Raw genomic sequence first — 23140 nt, 5'->3', positions numbered from 1 at the left:
CAGTTTCGTATCCAGCACCTGTTGCCCGGTCAATTCCACAGAGGCTACCGATGTCCTCAACCTTCACTCACAATCGCATTGGCACCCCATCGCGTTTGCATTTCACGCTCGTTGACATGAACGGTCAACTGGGTCGCATCGACGGCGGTCTCGGTATTGCGCTGGAACAACCGGGAATCGCGTTCGACTTCTGCCCCCACGGGCACGCCAACGTGCGTGGCGGCGACGCCAGGCTACGAAAGTTCGTGATGAGAGAACTCATATCCAGCAGCGAGTTGCTGGATGTTGATCCAGCCTTGCAGATCGTTATCCGCGAGACGATTCCTCCCCATCATGGGCTTGGTTCGGGTACCCAGTGGAGGCTGTCCTTGCTGGCGGCACTGAATCACTGCTTCGAGCTGAACCTGTCACAGTCCAAACTGACAGAAATATCGACGCGAGGGGGTACGTCGGGCATCGGCATTGGTGCATTCCAATGGGGCGGTCTGCTACTGGACGGCGGCCACTCCGTTGACCGGGACAAAGACTTCTTTGCGCCCAGCCGCTTTGCCCGCGATGTGCGTCAACCGCCTCTTTTGCTTCGCTACGATTTTCCAGTTTACTGGGGCGTGGTCCTGTTCACGCCTCGGGATTTGGGTGGGCTATCGGGCCAGCGAGAACTTGAATTCATGGTCGCTAACACACCGATACCGCTGAATGAGGTTCAAGCGGTATCGCATGTGATCTTGATGCAACTCCTGCCCGCGATCTTGGAGTTCGACCTGACGGCGTTTGGATCATCAGTGAGTGCCCTGCAGGAGACTGGCTGGAAGCGGCGACATTGGGAGCGACCAGAACTCGCCCCGCTTCAGGCGGTTCGACGCGGGTTTAACGAGGTGGCTGACATTGTTGGGTGTGGCCTTTCGTCAACTGGATCCACAGTCTTCGGATTCTTCGACGCCGATGAGATCTCAGATGATGCAGTCAAGGCGCAGTTGCTAACAGCCTTACGGAAGCACGCTGCTATCTCGGGACAAGTCTGGAGTACGCGCGCCAATAACACCGGGATGCGATTGCAAACCAGAGACGGACCTATTGAGGATACGAGCGACACCAATCCATAAAAAAGAGTGTTGACAAAAACTTTAGATCGTTGCTTATAGTAAAATCGGCATTACCATCTTGCTCACATAACATGCGAAAGGAGAAGTCAACATGGCTGGATATGTAATTTTGAATAACGGAATAACGGACCAGGCAGTCTTCGCTGAGTTTCAAGAAGGGATTGCAGCGACCGTTGAGGCTCACGGCGGCAAATATCTGGTGCGAGGCGGCACCACTGAGGCGATAGAGGGCGATTGGATACCCGACCGCATGGTAGTGGTGGAATTTGACAGCGTTGAACAGGCGAGAACGTGGCTAAATTCCCCGGAATACGCCAGACTCAAAGAAATCCGCCTGAGGTCTGCCACCGCCTCCGTGATAATCGCCGAAGGCGTGTAACTTCTGCCTCACTACAGCGGGACCTCAAAAAAAGCCGCCTTGCTGGGACTTCAGCAAAGCGGCTTTTCAGTGAACTGGTCTGAGGATGGTGTACAACGAGCCGCTTTTCAGGCCCGTTCACCGACCAGTTGTACCCCTTTCCACACTTTTCACTTCACACTTCTTATGGCATCATCTGCACCGCGAGGGCGAGCGATAGCTCGATATCTGTAATCGCCTGCGACATCGCCTGACCGATCAAATCCAGCTTTCGCACCTGATCGATGCGATCTGAAACACGCGCCAGTTCGCGTGCGGACAGAATCTCCTTGAAAATATCGCACGCATGTGCAAGGCCAATAATCACGACATCGCGCGGACCTGGGATCTGATCGCTAAACAACACCTCCATAATCCTCAGCTTGACCTCGCGCTCAGCTGTATTGTCAATAATGGGATAGCGCCGCGCCTGGAACACCCACATGAACCGGTCCTCCTCGCGCTTGAGAATACCCTGTTCTACGAGCCGATTGAGTGCCACTTCTCGAATCGTATCTGCGCGAAGCGCGGTGCGTTCCACCCAAAAGCGCGCATCCTTAGTATCGTCTGCCTCGGCAATATCCGCCAGCGTTGGATCGAGCAAGCTATCCTGGAGCGGAGTCGAATCGACGAGAATCAGATTTTTGAGATCCGTATCAATCCGATTCTCCAGCGCCAAATCCATCAACACACCACCGGCGAGCGCGTACCGCATCAGCCGGTCTGGCACGCGAGCAAATCTCCCATTCTCATCGTCGAGTGTCAGAAGCAAGAGTTCTTCGGCAAATCTAAGCATTACGAGTTCCCTCCAGCCCATCTCACGCCCTGCGTAACCAGTTGCTGCATCCCTGCCCGCTCAAATGTACCTGGCCCGTGTCCCAGAGTCGTGTAAAATACCCGTCCTTCGCCATAATCTTTCACCCAGGCCATGGGATGCTGCTTATCGCTCCAATCCGCGGTTGCCAAAATGTGAACAGCGGGATCCCACGCCGACATATAAATCTCGTCTTCCACTTCAAAATCATCGACCCCCTGCGTAATGGGATGCGCGTCATCTGCAATATTCACAGTAAACGTCAATCCCGGCGGATGCCAGTTTGCGTGTCCGCCAATTAAATCCACAGCCCGCCCACCAATCCACCAGGCCGTACCGTGGATACCCACCAGACCCTTGCCACCTGCCACAAAATCAAACAGTCCCTCTTCTTGCTCGGGCGTCAAATCCGGCAAGCGATTCACCGCCCCATCAGCATCCCGCTCTGTGCGCGTGAATCCCGTACCGTGTACCAGCACATCAAAATCGTCCAAAGCGTCTGAAGTCAGCACATCCTTATTGTCTTCAAGCGCGACAGACAAATCGTCCTGAGCGCCCAAAAATCCATGGATAACCTCGGCACTTGCATCAAACCGATGGTTCGGCCCCGATAAAATCAGCACTTTCATTTCATCCTCCTTTATGATTATTCATCTTCAAATTGCATCGGCGTATATAATACACACCCACTACTCGGTCAAGCGCTTTTCAATATCAGCGATAGACATCGCGGCGGTGTTTCACCCGATAGATGGTGACAATCCGTGTGCGATCATCTATTTCATATAGAATCCGATAAACGCCCACACGCAAACTGTAATCTGTTCTTGCCTGAAGCCTTTTTGCATCTGCAGGACGAGGATTTTCTGAAAGACGATTAATATGATTGCTCACCAGCCGGGCATATTGCGATGGAAGCCTTGAAATATCTCTCATCGCACGCCGAAGGATTTGAACGCTATACATCTATACCTTCTTCGCGCAGTTCTGCCTTGGCCTGTTCCCATGAAATTACTTCTTCATCTGCGTCGCGAAGGTGGCGAATCTCCTCTATGTCTTCCAGGTCTTCCAGTAAGGTCAGTAAAGCCTCCCAAGCCGTGTAGTCAAGTAGCACTGATTTTTTTTCGCCACCAGCGTCCACGACAAATTGAGCTTTTTCGAGTATATCTGTCACATTCATAATTATTTCCTTTGCACCAGAAAGAGTTGCTGTTCCAAACTGCTATTTCGCGTTCGCGGCATCAGAGCTATACCCCTTCTTCAACGAGTGCTCCTAATTATGTTCAGGTGAAATTTCAATAGCAGTTAGTCCGACCATACCTGAGCGGTCTTCTTGGCCCATTCCTCGGCTTCGGCTATATCCTGTTTAGTCACAATAGGAAGTTCGCGGAAGACGATATGGGAGACACGCTGCTTAGCTCCACTCGTGGAATGCTCGTAACCGATGATCCACCTAAAGATACTGCCGAGGCGCAGGTGCTTGGGATCTTCTTCTGAAATTTCAGAGAGAGGAATGACTGCTTCTTCCTCTTCATGCAAAGAACCGGCGGTCAGGTCTAAAAGCCGCGCAGTGAAATCATCCTCTCCTATCTCTATGATATATCCTTCCCATTCCTGAAGAACTTGAAACATTACAGTATGTTCCACTTCAGTATATCCTCCTCAAGAGCATATCTATTATTCAGTTAATTATCATAACACGCTACTATGCGCTACATGCTCTTTTAGTCTCGTTATCATCCGGCTTCTTGATCATCAGATTGCTCCGATAGCTTGTTCATCATGAACCGTATCATATCGTTAAACATCTTCTTGAGCACCTCTAAATCTTGCCCTGTATATTCTTTTTTATAATCAAGCTCCCGTGAATAAAACTCCCATACACAACTATTTGAGTCTGCTCCATTTTCAATTTGCAAGTAAAAAGAGTCACCTTGCTTCTCCTGAAAATCCTGTAAATGAAATTCGATGTAAGAAGAAATAAGAAGCGCGTTTTCCGGCCAAGTGTCACTATTATCTTCGAATTTTAATAACGAAAAAATAGTAGTTTGGTTGCCAACCTCGCTTACAAAAGAGTCATCAGAATGTACAAGAACATCCTCGAACAGGTCGGAAAACTGTTCGACCTTCTCTTTGCAATAAAAGCATAATGGATACAGCACCTTTTCTGCGTATTCTCTCGCTTCAATTGTGTCGCCCGTATCCTTTTCGTATTCTCTCGCTTCAATTGTCTCCCTCGTGCTTTTTTCCAAAGAACGTTTAAATAGCGCGATCTCTTTATTTATATCCTCCACATCTTCAATATCCCCTCCACGAGCGGCTTTTAGATGGAGATTCAGGGTATATTCGCAACAGGCCGCAATATAGATGATAAACTCCGCCAAATCTTCGGTCTTATCCGCTTGCTCCAGCATCCCGATGTATTGACCTCTCTCTTCAACGGGAACCACGGCCACCGTGTACCCGTGCTTGATCAAAATCATATTCATCAAAAGCCGCGCCATACGGCCATTACCATCATCAAAAGGATGGATACGGATAAACCGGTAGTGAAACGTAGCAGCTATGACAACCGGATGCTCGCCCTCGTCCTCTTGTTTCCTATACCAATCTATAAGATCGCCCATCGCCGATTTCACCTGATCTGGCGGCGTAAAATAATAAATCTCTCCCGTAGAAGTTCGCACATTATTGGGCTGTGTCTTATATTCTCCAATAGCAATGCGTCGTTTCACAGGCTGTTCATCTGGCGTTATCGCGTCGTTTTCGTACGGCTCCTTCAACAATACTTTATGGAGATTGCGTATAAAAACCTCATTGAGAGACTCGTTTCTTCTTACTGCATCCTCCATAGCCTTTACCGCCTCATCATGCCCTTCAATATCCAGATGATCGCGCATGGGCTTCCCATGAGCAGTAAGCCCATGGAGGATCAAACTTCTCGTTTCTCCGAGCGTCAGACTATTGCCTTCTACGGCATTGGAGTGATAATTCGACTCAATCCGTAGTTTTTGTTCTACCCGGGCGAGAACATCGGAAGGCAATGGACGCAATTCGTCCAACTCTCTTTTCAGCCGATCAATTTCTTCAATGACGTTGCTCATGGTATATTCTCACACAAAGACACAAAGACACTAAAATATAAAGAATATTCTCACACAAAACTACAAAGTCCCAAATATCCCTTTGTGCCTTTATGTGAGTTCCTTATCTTCGCAACTTAAACCCCTGCGCTGTCAGAAACTCGTCCAGTTCCTCACGCGCATGAAATTGCCCGGTGCGCCCGCCCACCACCGTCGTCCAGCGCTGATCTCCTTCGTGCATCCCCTGTGACGCATAAAACGCCACCATCTTCTCATCGTAATCCTTCATAATCGCGCAATGCGTCTCATCGTCCAGATAACGCTCTCTGTGCAACACCGCATCGACGGGCAACCGCGGTTTCACCTCTGGCTCCTGTGCGGGATACCCAATACAAAATCCCGACACCGCAACAACATAAGGTGGCAAACCGAGCAATTTACCCACAGCCTTTGGATTATTCCGCATCGCCCCAATCATACAAATGCCCAACCCCATAGACTCCGCAGCAATAGCCACATTCTGCATCATCAGCGCGACATCCACCGTCGCAATCATCAACGCCTCGACATAATCCCCATCAAATCGCTCAACCCCGTGCATCTGATTCGCCATCCGATCCCGATGCAAATCCGCACAAAAAGCCAAAAATGCCGCACTCTGATGAATCTGCACCTGATCGGCACACAACTCGGCCAACTTCTTCTTGCGCTCGGGATCAGCCACATGAATCACCGTATAAGCCTGCAAATTACTCGACGTACTCGCCTGCTGCCCGCACCGAATCAGCGTCTCCAACACCCCATCGGGCAACGGCCGATCTTCAAACCTCCGAATACTCCTGTGCGACATCAACACATCAATCGTGGGATTCGACATAATAATCCTTTCTAAGGAACCGGGTTTTGCACGCTACATTTCATATCCTGAATGAAGTCATGAAACCAAACTTTGTCAAGAAACTTGACGAGAATTTCCTTTTCCCTTTTTTTACCCTCTGCGAATATTTTCCAAAGGAGAAAACATGACCCTCACCTTAAACCAAAAAGACACGGGCTACCGCGGAATATGGTATTACAATCAGCCATCCGGCGATGAATACGTGTACAAATACAGCGGCGGATTGGGCACGTACTGTGCCAAACATCGCCCCTTTGCCGTGTACCGTCCCGAAGTCGAAAAAACCTTCTTCTGTTATGGCGGCACCCCCCTTGACGCACACCTCAAACACACCGAAGAAGACCTCAATGGCGATCACTCGTTCTCCCGCAATCGCAGCGGCTTTCTCCTGCACATGATCTCCTACTTCGACCACAAAACCCGACAGGTACCCCGACCGACCATCCTCCTCGACAAAAACACAGCCGACGCCCACGACAACCCCGTCATATCCATAGACGACAAAGGCTATATCTGGATCTTCTCAACCGCACACGGCTTATCGCGCCCCTCGTATATCCACCGAAGTGCAAAACCCTACGCCATCGACGAATTTGAACAAATTGACGCGACCTATCGCCTCAATGGCGAAGAACGGCCCATGGACAACTTCTCCTACATGCAAGCCTGGCACTTACCCCGTCGCGGCTTCATCAACTTTGTCACCCGCTACAAAGACCCGGCCGACCGCACCCTCTTCTTCATGACCAGCCCAAACGGCGTCAACTGGTCCGAATGGACGCGCCTATCCGCCATCGAAAAAGGACACTATCAAATCAGTATATGCTCCAGCCAAAAAGCCGTCACGGCCTTCAACTACCATCCCGATCCCCTCGGCGTCAACTGGCGCACCAACCTCTACTATCTCGAAACCCCCGACTTTGGACAAACCTGGCAAAACGCGGCCGGTGAACCCGTTGAAATACCGCTTACAACCCCACACAACAACGCCCTCGTGCGCGACTACGAAGCAGAAGGACTAAAAGTCTATCTCAAAGACATTCGCCTCGATCCACAGGGCAAACCCGTCATCCTCGTCATCACCAGCAAAGGTTATGAATCGGGACCGGAAAATGATCCGCGCACCTGGACCCTATTGCAATGGACGGGAAGCGACTGGCACGCCCACCCCATCACCACATCCGACAGCAACTACGACATGGGGTCCCTCTACCTCGAAACCGACGGCACCTGGCGCGTCATCGCCCCCACAGAAACCGGACCACAACCCTACAATCCCGGCGGAGAAATGGCGATGTGGGAACGCAGTGAACAAACGTGGATGCGCGTCAAAAAACTCACGCAAAACAGCACCCGCAACCACACCTACGCCCGAAGCCCCGTCAATGCTCACCCCGACTTCTACGCCCTTTGGGCCGACGGCAATGCGCGACGTGCATCCAAATCCTGCCTCTACTTCTGCGACAAAAAAGGCAACGTCTATCAACTCCCCGAAACAATGGAAAGAGATTTCGAGCACCCGATCTCCCTTTGAAAAATATAACCCAAAAAAAATTTGAATTATCCGCCCAAATCCCTTAAATTTATAGAAATCTCCAGTGTAACTGGCGGAAAAGTGGAAATAACCACGAGGAAGCACTGGACCATATCACCTGCCGACCGCCTGGGCTGAAAACAATCACATCGCCCGGGCGTATTTTTGTTTTGGGCATTCACATAGGAGAAAGCGATCATGGCAAAAATCATAAACGGCACAGACCTGTCCAAAACCATGCGCGCTGAAATGGTCGAAGAAGTCAGGCACCTCAAAACAAATCACAACCGCACCCCCGGCCTCGCGGTCGTACTCGTCGGCGACGATCCGGCATCCATATCCTACATCAAAGGCAAACGCAAAGCCTGTGCAGACATCGGCATATATTCTATTGAACACACCCTGACAGCCGACCAACCCGAATCCGACCTCCTCGACACCATAGAACAACTCAACGACGACGATTCCATTCACGGCATCCTCGTTCAACTCCCCCTGCCCGAAGGCTTTGACGAACAAACCACCCTCAACAGCATCTCACCCGACAAAGATGTAGATGGTCTCCACCCGGTCAACCTCGGCCGCCTCATGCGCGGCGAAGAAGGCTTTTTGCCCTGCACGCCCCACGGCGTACAACAAATCCTCAAACGCGGCAACTTCGAAGTTGCGGGCAAACATGTCGTCATCGTAGGGCGCAGCACCCTGGTGGGCCGTCCGCTCGCCAACATCCTCTCGCAAAAAACCACAAATGCCACCGTCACCTTATGCCATACCGGCACGCGCGACCTCGGGCACTTCACCCGTCAGGCAGATATCCTCATTGTGGTGACAGGACATCCCAACACCGTCACCGCCGACATGATACAGGATGGCGCAGTCGTCATCGACATCGGTGTCAACCGCGTACCCGACAAATCCAAAAAAGCGGGTTATCGCCTCATTGGCGACGTCGATTACACGGCCATCAGCAAAAAAGCGCGCGCCATCACACCCGTCCCGGGCGGCGTTGGTCCCATGACCATCACCATGCTCCTGTACAACACCATAACATCGGCAAAACGCATGTACGGCCTCGCATAAACCGTCGCATTCAGACACAAAAAAACCGCCGATCTTGAGCAATCGGCGGTTTCTCCCATTTCCCACTAAACATAATCTTCGGCATTATCCACGGGATCGTACCCGATCTCTTCGCGCGCATTTTGAATATCCCAATACGCTCGCGTATTACCCGAAATACCGTAATAAATCGCAAAATCAATCTTCTCCGGTGCCTCAATGCTCCGCCAGGTCAGTTGCACCGTATCTTTATAACTCAGCCAGGACGACAAAATGCGGTCACTGCCTCGATTCTGAACAGAAGACACGGGCTGAAAAGACCCAATGCGATGGCAAATCACAGACAGACCATACGCATCGACATAATACCGTCCCAACGCTTCGCCATACGCTTTGCTCGCACCGTAATAACTATCGGGACGCACGGGCATTTCCCAGGTCGTATAAACCGGGCCCTTCTTCTCGTACATACCGGTAACGTGATTGGTACTGGCAAAAATGACCCGCTTCACCCCCCTGCGCTTGCACGCCTCGTAAATATTGTAGGTACCAATAATATTCGCCTCCACAGTTTCTTCAAACGTCGCCCCACCCGATGGATTGCCCGCCATGTGAACCACCGCATCCATGCCATCCACAGCCTCTTCCATCTTCTCCAGATCCGTGATATTTCCCACCATCACTTCCTCGTCGTACTTCTGATCTAAAACTGTGCGATTGTAAAGCACCCTCAGTTGATATCGCTCGTACAAGCCATCTGTGAGAACCACGCCAATACGCCCTGCTGCACCTGTAATCAACACCCTCTTTCGCGCCACAATATCTCCCTTGAAAAAATGTGAAACTGCAAAACAGCGAATCAACGAATCAACGAACCCCACCCATCCGCCCAAAACCAGTATGTACTGCCATTCGTCTATTCGTCTATTCGTCCTCGCGCTTGAGTTCGCGAGGCGAGACCATCAGAGTTTTTTCATTCCGAATCGTGACCAGCCCCGGCGGTGCCCCGCGCGGCTTTCGCACATAGCGAACCTCCGTATAATTGACCGGTACACTTTTAGCACCCCGCGCTTTGCTCCAATAAGCCGCCAGACAGGCCGCCTCTTCAAGCGTTTTTCGAGAGGGGTGATCCGCTCTGCCATCGCGTTTGAGAATCACATGGGACCCCGGGCATCCGTGAACATGCAAAAAGAGATCGTCTCGGCCTGAACTTTTGGTAAGCCTGTCGTTTTCCGCATTATTTCGCCCCACCAGCACGCGCCAACCATCCTGTGTGCGATACCGTCTGGGGTGAATATCGCCACTCTGGCGTTTAGACCTGACTTGAGGCCTCTTTTTGGGCGCTTTGATCAGACGCGCATCTTCCAGTTCCCGCCGTATCTCGTCGAACTCGGATTCCGAACGGATAGTGTTGAGACGATCTGTATAATTCAGGATTTCATCCCTCTCCCTCTGTGCAACCTCAAGGCGTTTGGCGAGAATAGGTGCGCCCTTTCGCGCTTTCTGCGCCCGCTTGAGATACGCGCTGGCATTTTCCGAGGCCGTACGCCGCGGATTGAGGGAGATAACCATATCCTCACGAGACGGATCAAACACATCGGGAAGCGTTATGGTATCGACATTTGGAGGAATCTGCGCGATGTGGCACATCAGCACATTCCCCATCTTTTCATATAGATCTGCATGATCCGCATCGTCGATATCTGCGCGGATACGCCCAATTTTTCGCTCGCAAATAGTCAGGCGGTTTTTTAGATCCTTCTCGATATTTTTCCACCGCCCTTTAAGAGCTTCAGACTGGACTTCGCCTGCCACAACATCCGATATGGCTTCGCCGAGCGTGCGATACGCTTGTTCTATCTGCGTATGCCGAATATCAAGCGCACAAACCGCGTTGCGATTATCCCCTTCGAGTACGCGCAGGCCCCCGTCACAAAATGGCGGATTCGCAAAAAAGGTGCGGATAATCTCTGCAAAGTTTGCAAGATCGCTGGAGGAAAGTGAGCGTTTTTTGCCAAAACCAGCAATATGAAGCAATTCGCGCGCAGATAAAAGGTCAAGCCCCGCAATATGTTGTACAAGCGCATCGGCGCGCGCATCTTCGGGAATATCGACCAAAAAGGAAAACTTCGCGTTTTCCGGCAGCATGCGGTCGAGTGCTGGCGGCGGCTGATAGAATCTTCCCGGAGCTATTTCCCGCACGCGGTTCTGGCGCGCGCGAAAGGTCCTGAGCGTCCCCAGGATTCGGTTCGTTCTCATATCGACGAGAACGACATTGGCATACCTGTTGATCAATTCGCATATAATGCGGGAATCGGTAACCGTGCCAATGCGGTCGCGCTTGCGAACTACGATATGCACAATGCGTTCGTGGGAAACATGCTCAACGCCAATAATACCCGCACCGCGCAAATAGCGATCTGCCCAGGGAATGCGTACGCGCTCGGCATCGACAGGCGGTTGAGTCAGCATCAGACAACTTCGACCTGGATGTGCGGAAAGCAAGAGATGCCCGGCATCGCCCAGAGACAAAAAGAGATCGTGCCGACCAACGAGGAACACATCGCGGATCAGACGGTGGTCAATCTGAGGCCGCAATTCATCGCATAATCTGCGAAGTGTTAGTGGACTGAGATTCATAACTGTGTCTCATGATAACTTGACAGTCAGAAGCAGTATTGGTATTGTTTAAGAACTTTCAGTATTACTACTCTGGATGGACTAAGAGTTTATCCCCAGTCCCCAGCCCCTTGACTCTGGAGCTTTTTTTATGTCTGAAAAAAGACCTTTTTCTCCTGCAGAATTGCAAAAAGATCTCAAAAACTTCCTCGAAGAAAAATACGGAAATCAGGTAGTCTTTCCGCAGGGAGAAGCCGACGGGATACAGGAAGGTCCCCGCGTGGAAGAACCCGCAGAACAAACCATAGATTTTGACCTCAAGCCCGAAGAATTAGAGGCTTATCTAAACGAATATGTGGTGCAGCAATCCGAAGCAAAAGAAGTATTATCTACCAAGATATGTACGCACTACAATCGCATGAAACTCGACCGCGAAGACCCGGAATTTTCGCGCAAAAATGTGGGACACATCAAAAACAATATCCTCCTGATTGGGCCTACGGGCGTGGGCAAAACGTACTTGATTAAGTTGATTGCACAACGCATTGGCGTTCCATTTGTCAAAGGCGATGCGACAAAATTCAGCGAAACGGGATATGTGGGCGGCGATGTCGAAGACCTGATTCGAGAACTCGTGCGCGAAGCCAATGGCAGCATTGAAATGGCGCAATACGGCATCGTGTACATCGACGAAATAGACAAAATCGCATCCGCTTCAAATCTGGTCGGTCCAGACGTATCGCGCACGGGAGTTCAGCGCAACTTGCTCAAGCTCATGGAAGAAACCGATGTCGATCTCAAAGCACCACACGACCTCACATCGCAGATGGAATCCATGATGCAATTTCAGCGCAGCGGCAAAGTAGAGCGTCAAAAAATTAACACGCGCAACATCCTGTTTATCGTAAGCGGCGCATTTAGCGGCCTTGACGACATCGTGCGGAAGCGTCTCAATCTGGGCAAAGTCGGGTTCCAATCCGGGCGCGACATATCTCGCGAACAGGACCACACAGAACTTTTGCAACACGCCAAAACAGAAGACATGATCGAATACGGTTTTGAATCTGAGTTTGTGGGCCGATTGCCCGTAACAGCAGTCTTAACGCCCTTGAGCGTTGATGATCTCTACGCGATTTTGCAAAGCCAGACCAGTTCGGTAATTCTGGGCAAAAAACGCGACTTCAAAGCCTACGGCATTGATCTAACTTTTGACGACGACGCCCTCAGGTTATTGGCCGAACAGGCCGCATTGGAACAAACCGGCGCGCGAAGCCTGGTCAGCGTATGTGAACGCGCGTTACTAAAATTTGAAAAATCATTGCCCTCGACAGAAATCGATTCGTTTCACGTCACGAAAAATGTGATTGAAGACCCCGAACACGCGCTTCAGCAGTTGCTGGTCTTGCGGGGCACGGGCGCGTTTGTCAAGCGATTCCAGGACGCCTATGGTATCGCGCTCACCTTTGACGATGAAGCACTGCGCGCACTTGCCGAAAAGGCTGCAAAAGAAAATCGAACAGTTGACGAAGTCTGTCCTGATTTGTTCGATGATTACGGACACGGACTAAAGCTGTTGGGTCACCAATCTTACGTCATTACCGCAGAAGCCGTGCGCCAGCCCAAAGGCTATCTCAACGGCCTGGTAAAAACCTTCTATCAAGGGGAACACAACAAAGCTTAATCCACCAGAACCCTATTGATAACACCATCGTTTTGCCGCAGTAATTCACGGGCTGTTTCTATAGAGACAGCCCGTTTTGTCATGACAATCGCCGTTTTGAGATCCCCTTGTGCGTTGTCGAGTGCCCGGCGACTTTCTTCAGGGGTCAGATCAGATACAATCTCCAAAATGCGCTCGGCGCGATCTATGAGTTTTTCGCAGGTCGGCGTGAGATCAACCATCAGATTTTCATAGACTTTGCCCAGGCGGATCATAGCAGTTGTAGTAATCATATTGAGCACGAGTTTGGTTGCCGTGCCCGCTTTCATACGCGTCGAACCGGTAATGACCTCTGGCCCCACCACAGGAACAATCGCGACATCTGCGCGCGCCTTTTCTGCGACATCTGGATTGCATGTAAAAAACAAAGTCTTTGCGCCAATGCATTGCGCGTATTCGAGCGCACCCAGCACGAAAGGCGTCACCCCACTCGCCGCAATGCCCATAACAACATCATCGGACGTGCAGCCGAGATCTTTAAGTGCTGCTTTGCCGTCTTCTGGATGGTCTTCTGCGCCTTCTTGTGAACGCGTCAAAGCGGGAATACCGCCCGCGATAACCCCCTGAACGAGATCGGGCGATAAGCCGTAAGTCGGCGGGCATTCAGACGCATCGAGAACGCCGAGGCGACCGCTGGTTCCCGCACCGACATAAAAGAGACGACCGCCCTTTTGGAATGCCGACACCACGAAATCGACAGCACGGGCAACATCGTCTATCACACCCTCAACAGCACGCGCTACTTTTTGATCTTCGGTATTGATAAGGCGCAGTGCATCCACTGTCGAACACCGATCAATATGGGTGCTATTGGAATTGCGCTGTTCGGTGAGCAATCCAGCCCACTTTGAGACCTGTTTATTCATTTTCATTCATGCGCCGAAGCGTTTGGCGCAGTGCCTCAACACTTTGGCCATAATCGGAAAACGCGCCCGCCTGCAAGTGCTTTTGCGCCGTTTCAAATTGCCGATAGGCCTGCCGGGCGAGTCCTTTGAGATCTTCTGGCAAATTTTTAGTATCCCGAACTCGCGTGCCCGTTGTTTTGGCAAAAACCCTGTTGAGAGCATCGTTGAGATCTTCGCCCATAGCGAGGCGATCACCGTGAATGGCGAGCACGCGCTTGAGCTCTGGCATGCCGTGTTGGGATGCGCGCAAATAAAGCGGCTCGACATAAATGAACGAATTGCGGATGGGAATAACCAGCAAATTGCCGCGTATGACATCTGACCCGCGCTGGTCCCACAGGGTAATTTCTCGCGAAATATCGGTATCCTGATTGATGCGTTGTTCAATGAGCATCGGCCCGTAAATAAGCTTTTCCTTCGGCAATTTATAGACCACAAGTCGTCCGTAATTTTCTCCGTCACAACGCGCAAATATCCAGCCGATCATATTGGGTTTGCTGGAAGGCGTAGCCGGCAACATGAGAATATATTCTTCGCGGTCTTCACCCGGCAAACGCGCCATCACATAATACGGACGCATGCGAATAGGACGATCAACTGTCCCGTAGTATTCTGTGGGAATCTCCCACACATCTTCGCGGTTGTAGAACACAATCGGGGTGGTCATATGATAGGTATTGTAGAGCGTCGCCTGAATATCAAAGAGATCTATCGGATACCGCAGGTGTACGCGAAGTGCGGGACTGATTTCATCGGCCGACTTGAACAGGTGCGGAAAAATCGCCATATAGGTCTCGAGGAGAGGATCACTCGTATCCCAGGCATAGAAAGTGACACTCCCATTATACGCGTCGAGCACCACTTTGACAGAATTGCGAATATAATTCATTTCTCGCACATAAGGCCGCCCATAAGGCATCGAATAGGGAAACATATTGGAGACAGTATAAGCATCCTGTATCCAGAGCAACCGGCCTTCAACCACGGCGAGATAGGGATCGCTGTCAAAACGGAGAAACGGGGCGATTTTATCAAACCGCCGCGGGGCATCTTCTCCAAAGCGGGTGCCGATATGCCGGTCAAAAACAACGCGACTTTGAGGCGTTATCGCATCGGTAAAAAGAATAAATGGATCGACAAAGCGAATAGAAAATAAAAGACGCGTCAAAAATCCGTCCAACAGCACGCCACCGCGCCCCTGATAATTCGTGTATATATTCTCATCGCCTTTGGGATAGTCAAATTCGGGTGTATTGGTCCGAACGATGATATAATCGCGCATATCTTCCCCGTAGTAGAGTTCGGGGCGGGTAACCTCAATACCATTCGATGTAACCGGTGGAATATCTTTCAGCAGAAAACCCGGCAGTCCTTCGGCGGCAATCTCATTGGCCGGACTCATGACCAGACCGTATCCATGCGTGTACACAAGATGCCGATTGACCCATGTATCCCCCGGTAAATCGCGCGGATTTCTCGCCAGTTCGCGCGCGGCCAGCATCACCTGTCGATACGTGCCGTCAATGTGATAGCGATCCACATCGACACTTCGAAACTTGTAATAGGACCGAATTTCCTGGATCTGCGAATACGTGTCCATAAGCGGACGGCGATCCCACAGCGGAATACTTTGTATGGTAGCCTGATTATTTGCTATATCGTCCGCAGTGAGATCGGATTCGCCGGGAAAAGGCACCTCCTCGATCTTGTCCAGACGATATGCTTTGCGCGTGTAATTGATGGCATGTTGAATATAGGGCTTCTCTCTGTCAAATTCATTGGGCCGCACGACCACCAATTCAAAAATAATAGGAATGCACCAACTCACGACAATGAGCGCGCCGAGATAGCCCGCCGCGCCAAATCCGGGAATCTTCCATGTGCGAACGCGCACATTGTAAAAGAGCAACCCCGCGAGAACAACCAGCCCCAAAAGCATCAGATAATAAACCCATATCTGGATATTGAGATCTGTATAACCCGCGCCAAAAAAAGCTTCTTTGCGAAAAGAATAGAGCAGTTCATATTTTTTTAACCAATACCCCCACGCGAGTAATAGAGCGAGAATAGCGGCGAGAATCGAAACGTGTGCTCGCACATATGGCGTCGTAATCCAGCGCTTATCATCGTATCGAAGCGCTCTATCCTGATGATAGGAAACAACCGTAGCAATCCCCGTCACAATAACTGCGGAAATAAGCCAACCCTGCAGAAAATTGTACAGCGGCAAGCTAAAAACATAAAATGCGATGTCGTGACCAAATATGGGATCAGCCAGATCAAAAGAGGTGGGATTGACGTATTTTAGAACAACTGACCAGGCCGTGGTGCCAGCAACACCCATAAAAAAGGACAACAGCGCGACAATCCCAATCCAGGCGTAACGCTGTCGGAGAGAGTGATCAGGCGGTATGGGAACAGCGCCATCGATAATAACCTCAAGCGCCATGACGCGGGTGGGCTGTCCATAGCGCCGAGCAGCGACAATACTGATACCGCAAATCAGTGCAAAAACACTTCCAAATGCGAAAAAGGCGAGGGTTTTGGTGCGTATAATGGTGATAAATACGTCGTGAAAACCGAGTGATGAAAACCAGAGATAATCGGTATAAACCACCGAGAGCAGCCTCAGCCCAACAAAAGCTGCAAAAACAGCAAAACCCAAAATGAGAAGAACAAACGCGCGTTTTGTCATAAAAAATTCCGTTCAGAATGATGGCAATAGCGTTTTTAAAGTAAAATAAACAAACAGGTTGAACAAGGTTTTTGTCCGCGCCCAGACTTGACAGAGATACATAGCGGGTGTATTATAGATAGCCTGCTCACAGGCGTAACCATACCTTGTATCTCAATAAAAAGGCAGAAAGATGGACGTTATCGAAGAAGTATATGCCCCTCGCACAAAACATCCCGTCGATCCCGAGGATCTCGCACATCGCGAATTGCGTCGGGACGAATTCTGGCGACACATCCCCGCTTTTGCAGACATAGACGCGCGCACCTTTCACTCGCACATCTTTCAGATGCGCCATTCAATAACCAGCGTGGGCAAATTGATGCGAGTACTCGAGGATCGGGTATCCAATGACTTTTATCAAGAAGTCGCAGCGGGCCTGCAACACGCGCCCATGAGTGTGCGGATTTCGCCGTATATCACGAGCTTGATCAATTGGGATGACCCATATCGCGATCCGATTCGCAAACAATTTTTGTCTCTCAGATGCGAGCAAGAGCACGATCACCCCGAATTGCACCTCGATTCGCTCAATGAATTGGGAGACGCCCCCGTTGATGGATTGACACATCGCTATCCAGACCGCGTGTTATTCCTCGTATTGGACACCTGTCCTGTATATTGCCGATTTTGCACCCGCAGCTATGCCGTGGGACTGGATACAGAAGATGTAGAAAAGGTAAATCTGCGGGTCAATCGCGAGCGATGGGACAATGCGATTGGGTATATTCAATCGCGCCCCGAAATCGAAGACGTCGTAGTCAGCGGCGGCGACATGTATCAGCTCAAAGCCGATCAACTCGAAGAATTGGGCAATCGCCTGCTGGATATCGACCACATCCGGCGATTTCGCTTTGCGACCAAAGGCCCGGCGGTCATGCCACAAAAACTCGTCACAGATGATGCCTGGGTAGATGCGCTGACGCGCGTGGTAGATCGCGGGCGCAAAATGCACAAAGAAGTCGTCCTGCACACCCATTTTAATCACCCCGCCGAAATCACCGGCATTACCCAGGACGGGCTTAATCGGCTGCAGTCCCGCGGAATAACAATACGCAACCAGGCAGTACTTCAAAGCGGCGTGAATAGCAGCACCGAGACAATGAGACTCCTGGTCAAGCGATTGAGCTACTTAAACGTACAACCCTATTACGTATATTTCCACGACCTCGTGCGCGGCGTTGAAGACCTGCGTACAACGCTCGACGATGGCCTCGCCATTGAAAAAGCCATACGCGGCACCACATCCGGGTTCAACATGCCCACATTTATTGTAGATACATTGGGCGGTGGCGGAAAACGAGACGCACACTCTTACGAGTATTACAACCGGGAAACCGGAATCGCCGTCTATATCAGTCCCGTAGTAAAACCCGATACATTTTTCTTTTATTTTGATCCACTCTGGCGTTTGCGCGAAGATATTCAAGCGCGATGGCAGGACGATGTGGAAAGGGAAAAAATGAAAGCCGAGGCCATAGAGGCTGCGCGGTAATACACAGCAAATACAACAAAAAGGGGCAACCTGAAAAGGTCGCCCCTTTTTTCGAACACATCTATCGTCAATCTACCGCTCCATTCAGCCAGCGCACCAGAGCCTTATCCGGATCGACAACTTCATCCAAAGAAGTGTAATAATAATCTTCCCAGCCGTGTTCTGGCAAACCAGTAAAAAGCATAAGATTAAGCGCATAGTCTTCTGAATCGGTACAGCGGCGAAAATCGTCTCGAAACAAAAAGGTCTTTTTCCCTAAAGCAATGGCAATCCCGAGTTCAACCATCACACCCTCATCGGGCGGCGTGCCATTGACAATGGCAAATATCGCGTCTGATTCTTTGACATCGCGCACATCTGCCTGCCCGATTTGATACGCCCATCCGGGCTGTGCCTTGTCAATCTGATTATTGCGTCCAAACGGTTCCCACACTTCTGCGCCGAGAGACTCGAGCACCTGAACAAACTCGGGCAAAAGTTTCTGTTTCTGTTGAGACGAAAAACCGTAGGGACTGGCGAGATAGATAATTCTGGACATGAGATTATTCTCCTCGTAAAAAATCAATCTATAACCAAGATATAGAAACGAGTTTCCCGATTGTCAAGAAGCATTATATTGTGGAACAGCGTATAACTACTTAGCGGTTCACTGGGTGTGGGGACAATTCCTTGGGATTCTTACCTGAAAAGGGCAATGCGCGGTTCAACTTTATTGTGGGGACATTAAATGGTGGCATCTTCGCATTTGGCACGGCATTTTTAGACCCCACCACAGTCTTACCCGTTTTTATTCGGCATTTTACAACCTCAGATACGCTGGTCGGCCTGGCCGCATCTCTACACCGCGCAGGTTGGCATTTGCCCCAATTGCTCGTGGCGGGATATCTGGAGCGGCGTGCGCGTCGGTTACCTGTTTATAGACAAGCCAACCTCATGCGCATGTCGCTGATCTGGGCAATCGTGCCACTGCTCGCGTGGTACGGACTCGAGCGCCCCAGTCTGGTATTGAGCAGCTTTCTCATCCTATACGGCATCGCTTCTCTTTTTGGTGGCCCCGCGGGCAATGCCTATACAGATATTGTGGGCAGATCTCTGCCGAGGTCGCACACGGGATTATTTTACGCATCCCGTTCATTTCTCGGCGGCATATTGAGCATTCTCGCAGGTCTATTGGTCAAGTATTTTCTCGACTCAGATAGCGGTTATGACTTTCCGATAAATTACGTCATGATCTTCGCGCTGGGTGCAGGGATGATGAGCCTGGGCATCGGGTGTTTCTGTCTGGTTCGAGAGCCAGAAGGCGAGATGGGCACGACCCACCGAAATGCCATTCAGGTGATTCGCGGTATTCCTCAATTGTTGCGCCGCGATCACAACTTCGGTCGATTTCTCCTGGTTCAAATGCTGGCATCGGGCATCGGATTCTCGCTCCCGTTTTACGTGGTACTCGCCCAGGAGACATTTTACATCTCGGAAAGCACAGTCGGCTTTTTTTTGGCCATACAAACCATAGGCGCAGCTATTTTTAATATAATATGGGGAAGACTCTCGCTCAATTACGGAAACCACCGCGTGGTCTTGTTCGCCGTATTGGGCGTGGCTTCAATTCCGTGTATGGCATTGATCTTGAGCAACCAGGCGAGTTTGTTGCAACACGCGTCTGAATGGATAATCGCGGCGTGTTTTTCGCCAATTTTTCTCTTGATAGGCGGAACGACAACAGGCATCTTTATCGGATTCAAAAGTTATCTTCTGGACATTGCGCCAGCAGAGCGTCGCCCAACCTATATCGGCATCACCAACACCGTCCTGGGCATTGGTTCGCTCTATCCCATATTTGGAGGCGTACTCGCAGACCTCGTACATCTCCAAGGTGTATTTGCCCTATCAGCCACAACCGTTTTGGTGGGATTCTGGCTGTGTTTTTACATGAAAGCTTCGAGTTATTAATATTCTCCAGGGAGTGAAAAATGCCCAAACAACCCAATATTCTATTCGCATTTACCGACCAGCAACGCTGGGACACCATTCACGCGGCAGGCAATCCGCATATTCGCACACCAGTGATGGATCGGTTGTGTCATGAAGGAGTAAATTTTACCAAAGGATACACGCCCTCGCCCGTTTGCGTGTCAGCCCGCGCATCCCTTATTACCGGCCAATACCCGCACAAAAATGGGTGCTTTGACAATGGATTTCGACAACCGACAGACCGTCCATCGCTAATGGACCTCCTCTCACAGGGCGGGTACCTCTGTCACGGAGTGGGCAAAATGCACTTTACCGGGGATCGTGGAGGACTGCGGGGATTTCACGCACGAGATGTACAGGAAGAAATTTCGGGAACGATTGATACAAACGATTATCTAAAATACTTGCATGCACACGGCTATGACTATGTACATGACCCAATGGGTGCAAGAGGAGAAATGTATTATATCCCGCAAATTTCTCAACTCCCCGCACGCCATCATCCAACGGCCTGGGTCGCAGACCGCAGCATTGACTTTCTGAAAAACCGCGACACATCCAAACCGTTCTTCCTCTGGTCGAGTTTTATCCATCCGCACCCGCCCTTCTCACCGCCAACACCCTGGAACAAACTCTATCGCGGTTCCTTAATGCCCTTTCCCAAACGCCCCGATGACATGGAAGATCTGTGGACACATTTCAATCGCCATCAGAATCGATACAAATACCGCGATGCGGGATTGGACAATCGCATGTTGCAGGTCATGCGCGGGTATTACTGGGCGTGTATATCTTTCATCGACTACAGCGTGGGCCGGATCATTGACGAACTCGAACAACAGGGCGAACTGGACAACACCCTCATTGCCTGGTCATCGGATCACGGTGAACTACTGGGGGATTACAACTGTTTTGGCAAGCGCAGCTTTCTCGATGCAGCGGCCCGAGTCCCCATGCTGGTGCGCTATCCCGAGCGTTTCCCCCGCGGTATTGTAGAAGAAACACCGTGTGGATTGATGGATCTGATCCCGACATTTTTGGGCGCAGCAGGCATTTCCCATCACAACGCAGATTTAGATGGTCTGGACATGGCCGATCTCGTAGGCAATGGGCGCGAACGAATGATTTACGGTCAGATCCAGCGCGGGCAACGGGGTATGTACATGGCCTATGACGGCAACTTGAAATACATCTATTCAGCCGGTGACCAAAAGGAATACCTGCTCGATCACCGCACAGATGCAGAGGAAACGCGCAACTGTGCGTACAATATCCTGTACGCTTCCGAGGTAAAAACAATGCGCGAAAAACTAATAGGCTTTTTCCAAAACGAAAACTATACCGAACCTCTAGATGGCGACCAATGGAAAGACTTTGGCGCAATAGCTGACCCCAAAAGTGTGGATGCAAATTTGTTAATCCAGGATGCGGGATGGGCGGTTCCCCTCTACAATATCCCCGGATATTCAAGAGACTGAATCCCCCTCTTCCCTTTCAAATCTTTCAAGCAACCACCCGCATTGTGAACAAAATATTCACATAAAAAAGAAAAAAAGCCCATTTACCGGGCTTTTTTTTTGGCATAAATATTGCTTACATGTATCCCTAAAAACGCACCCCTCAAACGAGACATTATGTGTGACCACGCTATACCCTGGCTGGTACTCTACGCGGTACCGGGCCTGGGTCCCGCCGCCTATTGCGCGCTTCTCGAGCATTTTGAAACGCCGGAAAATATACTCTTACAATCTCCCAGAGCACTGTGCGAAATCCCCGGCATTGGTCCCAGTACCGCACAATCTATCTCTACCAATCGGGACTGGAATTGGGCGCGAGACCAGGTTTCACGCGCAAAAGACCTCGACATCCATATCTGCACACTCACCGATCCCCTCTATCCCGAAATTTTAACCCAGATCTACGCCCCACCGCCCCTGCTCTTTGCAAAAGGCGACATAAGCCTGTGCCATAGCCCCACCATAAGCATTGTCGGCTCGCGCTCTTTCACGCCTTATGGACGGGAAACCGCACATCGCCTGGGAAGTGATCTCGCCAGAGCGGGAATAACAGTAGTCAGCGGAATGGCCGTTGGCATTGATACCCATGCACACCGTGGAGCGCTCGAACACGGCGCAACAGCAGCAGTGCTTGGCAGCAGCCTCGATTGCCCCTATCCACCAGAAAATCGCACCCTATTTCAACAAATATGTAAACGCGGTGTGGTCTTCTCAGAGTTTCCGCTGGGCACCAGCCCTGAAGCCCACAACTTCCCAAGACGCAACCGCATCATCAGTGGCTTGAGCCTCGGCACAGTCGTTGTTGAAGCTGGCAAACAGAGCGGCGCACTCATCACCGCCCAATTTGCACTTGATCAGAACCGCGATGTCTTTGCCGTACCTGGTCCGATTTACTCGGGAAAAAGTCAGGGCACAAATAGCCTTCTCAGCCAGGGGGCCATTCTCGTGCAGACAGCGCAAGACATCTTGAGCGAAATTGAACATCAGTCAGCACTCCCCCCTCAACCCACTGAGCAACCCTCTCTCTCTGAACGGGAACAACGCGTATGGGACGCTCTTGCCAACCTGTCTGAAGATGCGCCCTCCGTACATATTGACGCCCTCGCCAGAGCCGTGGAATTCTCTTCTGGAGAGACCCTCAACATCCTCTTGAGTCTCGAAATCCAGGGCCATGTCGAACAACTGCCGGGCATGCATTTCAGACAAAAAAAATAAAAAAAAGTAGGTGCGGGTTTGAAACCCGCACCTACGGATCAACGGATCGTCCGCCCCGTCTAAAAAGACCGCATCA

21 protein-coding genes and 1 riboswitch are annotated in these 23140 nt (G+C 50.8%); of the genes, 9 read left to right on the top strand and 12 right to left on the bottom strand.

Features of this window, described 5'->3' with window-relative positions:
- The first annotated feature begins 50 nt into the window (after positions 1-50).
- Positions 51-1103, top strand: coding sequence for a hypothetical protein (locus OXH16_21240; protein ID MCY3683934.1), 1053 nt, complete (start codon positions 51-53; stop codon positions 1101-1103).
- A 91-nt stretch (positions 1104-1194) separates the two neighbouring features.
- Positions 1195-1482, top strand: a complete 288-nt coding sequence (locus OXH16_21235; protein ID MCY3683933.1) for a DUF1330 domain-containing protein — start codon at positions 1195-1197, stop codon at positions 1480-1482.
- Positions 1483-1645: 163 nt separating this feature from the next.
- On the opposite strand, the gene OXH16_21230 is transcribed toward OXH16_21235, so the two are convergent.
- From OXH16_21230 to nfsA, 7 genes are all read right to left on the bottom strand, one after another.
- Positions 1646-2296 carry a GPP34 family phosphoprotein gene (locus OXH16_21230; GenBank protein ID MCY3683932.1) on the bottom strand — a complete coding sequence of 217 codons (651 nt, stop codon included), beginning with the start codon at positions 2294-2296 and terminating at the stop codon, positions 1646-1648.
- Positions 2296-2943, bottom strand: coding sequence for a ThuA domain-containing protein (locus tag OXH16_21225; protein ID MCY3683931.1), 648 nt, complete (start codon positions 2941-2943; stop codon positions 2296-2298). Before OXH16_21225 ends, OXH16_21230 begins: the two co-directional genes overlap by 1 nt.
- A gap of 85 nt (positions 2944-3028) precedes the next feature.
- Positions 3029-3280 (bottom strand): type II toxin-antitoxin system RelE/ParE family toxin, encoded by a 252-nt coding sequence (locus tag OXH16_21220; protein MCY3683930.1) that lies wholly within the window; start codon positions 3278-3280, stop codon positions 3029-3031.
- Entirely contained in the window at positions 3273-3494 is a 222-nt protein-coding gene (locus tag OXH16_21215) for a hypothetical protein (GenBank protein MCY3683929.1), read from the bottom strand. The genes OXH16_21220 and OXH16_21215 overlap by 8 nt, the downstream gene beginning before the upstream one ends.
- A gap of 125 nt (positions 3495-3619) precedes the next feature.
- Positions 3620-3961: a hypothetical protein gene (locus OXH16_21210; protein MCY3683928.1), complete on the bottom strand. Its 342-nt coding sequence runs from the start codon at positions 3959-3961 to the stop codon at positions 3620-3622.
- Positions 3962-4050: 89 nt separating this feature from the next.
- Positions 4051-5418 (bottom strand): Fic family protein, encoded by a 1368-nt coding sequence (locus tag OXH16_21205; GenBank protein ID MCY3683927.1) that lies wholly within the window; start codon positions 5416-5418, stop codon positions 4051-4053.
- Between the two features lie 103 nt (positions 5419-5521).
- Entirely contained in the window at positions 5522-6274 is a 753-nt protein-coding gene (gene nfsA / locus OXH16_21200; protein ID MCY3683926.1) for an oxygen-insensitive NADPH nitroreductase, read from the bottom strand.
- A 145-nt stretch (positions 6275-6419) separates the two neighbouring features.
- Between nfsA and OXH16_21195 the strand changes: the two genes are divergently transcribed.
- On the top strand, positions 6420-7829 hold the full coding sequence (locus OXH16_21195) for a BNR-4 repeat-containing protein (GenBank protein MCY3683925.1): 1410 nt from the start codon (positions 6420-6422) through the stop codon (positions 7827-7829).
- A 56-nt stretch (positions 7830-7885) separates the two neighbouring features.
- Positions 7886-7971: riboswitch (ZMP/ZTP riboswitch) on the top strand.
- Between the two features lie 53 nt (positions 7972-8024).
- Complete coding sequence (folD, locus tag OXH16_21190) at positions 8025-8909, top strand: bifunctional methylenetetrahydrofolate dehydrogenase/methenyltetrahydrofolate cyclohydrolase FolD (GenBank protein ID MCY3683924.1); 885 nt, start codon at positions 8025-8027, stop codon at positions 8907-8909.
- A gap of 65 nt (positions 8910-8974) precedes the next feature.
- On the opposite strand, the gene OXH16_21185 is transcribed toward folD, so the two are convergent.
- Together OXH16_21185 and OXH16_21180 are read right to left on the bottom strand one after the other, a co-directional pair.
- The gene (locus OXH16_21185; protein MCY3683923.1) at positions 8975-9706 is read right to left on the bottom strand and encodes an NAD(P)-dependent oxidoreductase; all 732 of its coding nucleotides are present in this window, start codon (positions 9704-9706) and stop codon (positions 8975-8977) included.
- Between the two features lie 106 nt (positions 9707-9812).
- On the bottom strand, positions 9813-11528 hold the full coding sequence (locus OXH16_21180; GenBank protein ID MCY3683922.1) for an NFACT family protein: 1716 nt from the start codon (positions 11526-11528) through the stop codon (positions 9813-9815).
- Positions 11529-11658: 130 nt separating this feature from the next.
- On the opposite strand from OXH16_21180, the gene OXH16_21175 reads away from it, so the two are divergent.
- Positions 11659-13188: an AAA family ATPase gene (locus OXH16_21175; GenBank protein MCY3683921.1), complete on the top strand. Its 1530-nt coding sequence runs from the start codon at positions 11659-11661 to the stop codon at positions 13186-13188.
- Here the strand turns inward: OXH16_21175 and murQ are convergent.
- Together murQ and OXH16_21165 are read right to left on the bottom strand one after the other, a co-directional pair.
- Positions 13185-14099: an N-acetylmuramic acid 6-phosphate etherase gene (gene murQ, locus OXH16_21170; protein ID MCY3683920.1), complete on the bottom strand. Its 915-nt coding sequence runs from the start codon at positions 14097-14099 to the stop codon at positions 13185-13187. The genes OXH16_21175 and murQ overlap by 4 nt on opposite strands.
- On the bottom strand, positions 14086-16827 hold the full coding sequence (locus tag OXH16_21165) for a UPF0182 family protein (protein ID MCY3683919.1): 2742 nt from the start codon (positions 16825-16827) through the stop codon (positions 14086-14088). Before OXH16_21165 ends, murQ begins: the two co-directional genes overlap by 14 nt.
- 172 nt (positions 16828-16999) lie before the next feature.
- Here OXH16_21165 and OXH16_21160 point away from each other — a divergent pair, with 172 nt between their 5' ends.
- On the top strand, positions 17000-18361 hold the full coding sequence (locus OXH16_21160) for a KamA family radical SAM protein (GenBank protein MCY3683918.1): 1362 nt from the start codon (positions 17000-17002) through the stop codon (positions 18359-18361).
- A gap of 67 nt (positions 18362-18428) precedes the next feature.
- Here the strand turns inward: OXH16_21160 and OXH16_21155 are convergent, their stop codons facing one another.
- Positions 18429-18899, bottom strand: a complete 471-nt coding sequence (locus OXH16_21155; GenBank protein ID MCY3683917.1) for a nucleoside 2-deoxyribosyltransferase — start codon at positions 18897-18899, stop codon at positions 18429-18431.
- A 131-nt stretch (positions 18900-19030) separates the two neighbouring features.
- Here OXH16_21155 and OXH16_21150 point away from each other — a divergent pair, with 131 nt between their 5' ends.
- The 3 genes from OXH16_21150 (at position 19031) to dprA (ending at position 23064) form a co-directional block, all read left to right on the top strand.
- Entirely contained in the window at positions 19031-20311 is a 1281-nt protein-coding gene (locus OXH16_21150) for an MFS transporter (GenBank protein MCY3683916.1), read from the top strand.
- Positions 20312-20331: 20 nt separating this feature from the next.
- Positions 20332-21810 carry a sulfatase-like hydrolase/transferase gene (locus OXH16_21145; GenBank protein MCY3683915.1) on the top strand — a complete coding sequence of 493 codons (1479 nt, stop codon included), beginning with the start codon at positions 20332-20334 and terminating at the stop codon, positions 21808-21810.
- A gap of 156 nt (positions 21811-21966) precedes the next feature.
- Positions 21967-23064 (top strand): DNA-processing protein DprA, encoded by a 1098-nt coding sequence (gene dprA, locus OXH16_21140; GenBank protein MCY3683914.1) that lies wholly within the window; start codon positions 21967-21969, stop codon positions 23062-23064.
- Positions 23065-23140: the final 76 nt, after the last annotated feature.

It is taken from the genome of Gemmatimonadota bacterium (assembly GCA_026705765.1).
In the GTDB taxonomy this organism is placed as follows: domain Bacteria; phylum Latescibacterota; class UBA2968; order UBA2968; family UBA2968; genus VXRD01.
This window is presented reverse-complemented; position numbering and strand designations above follow the sequence as displayed.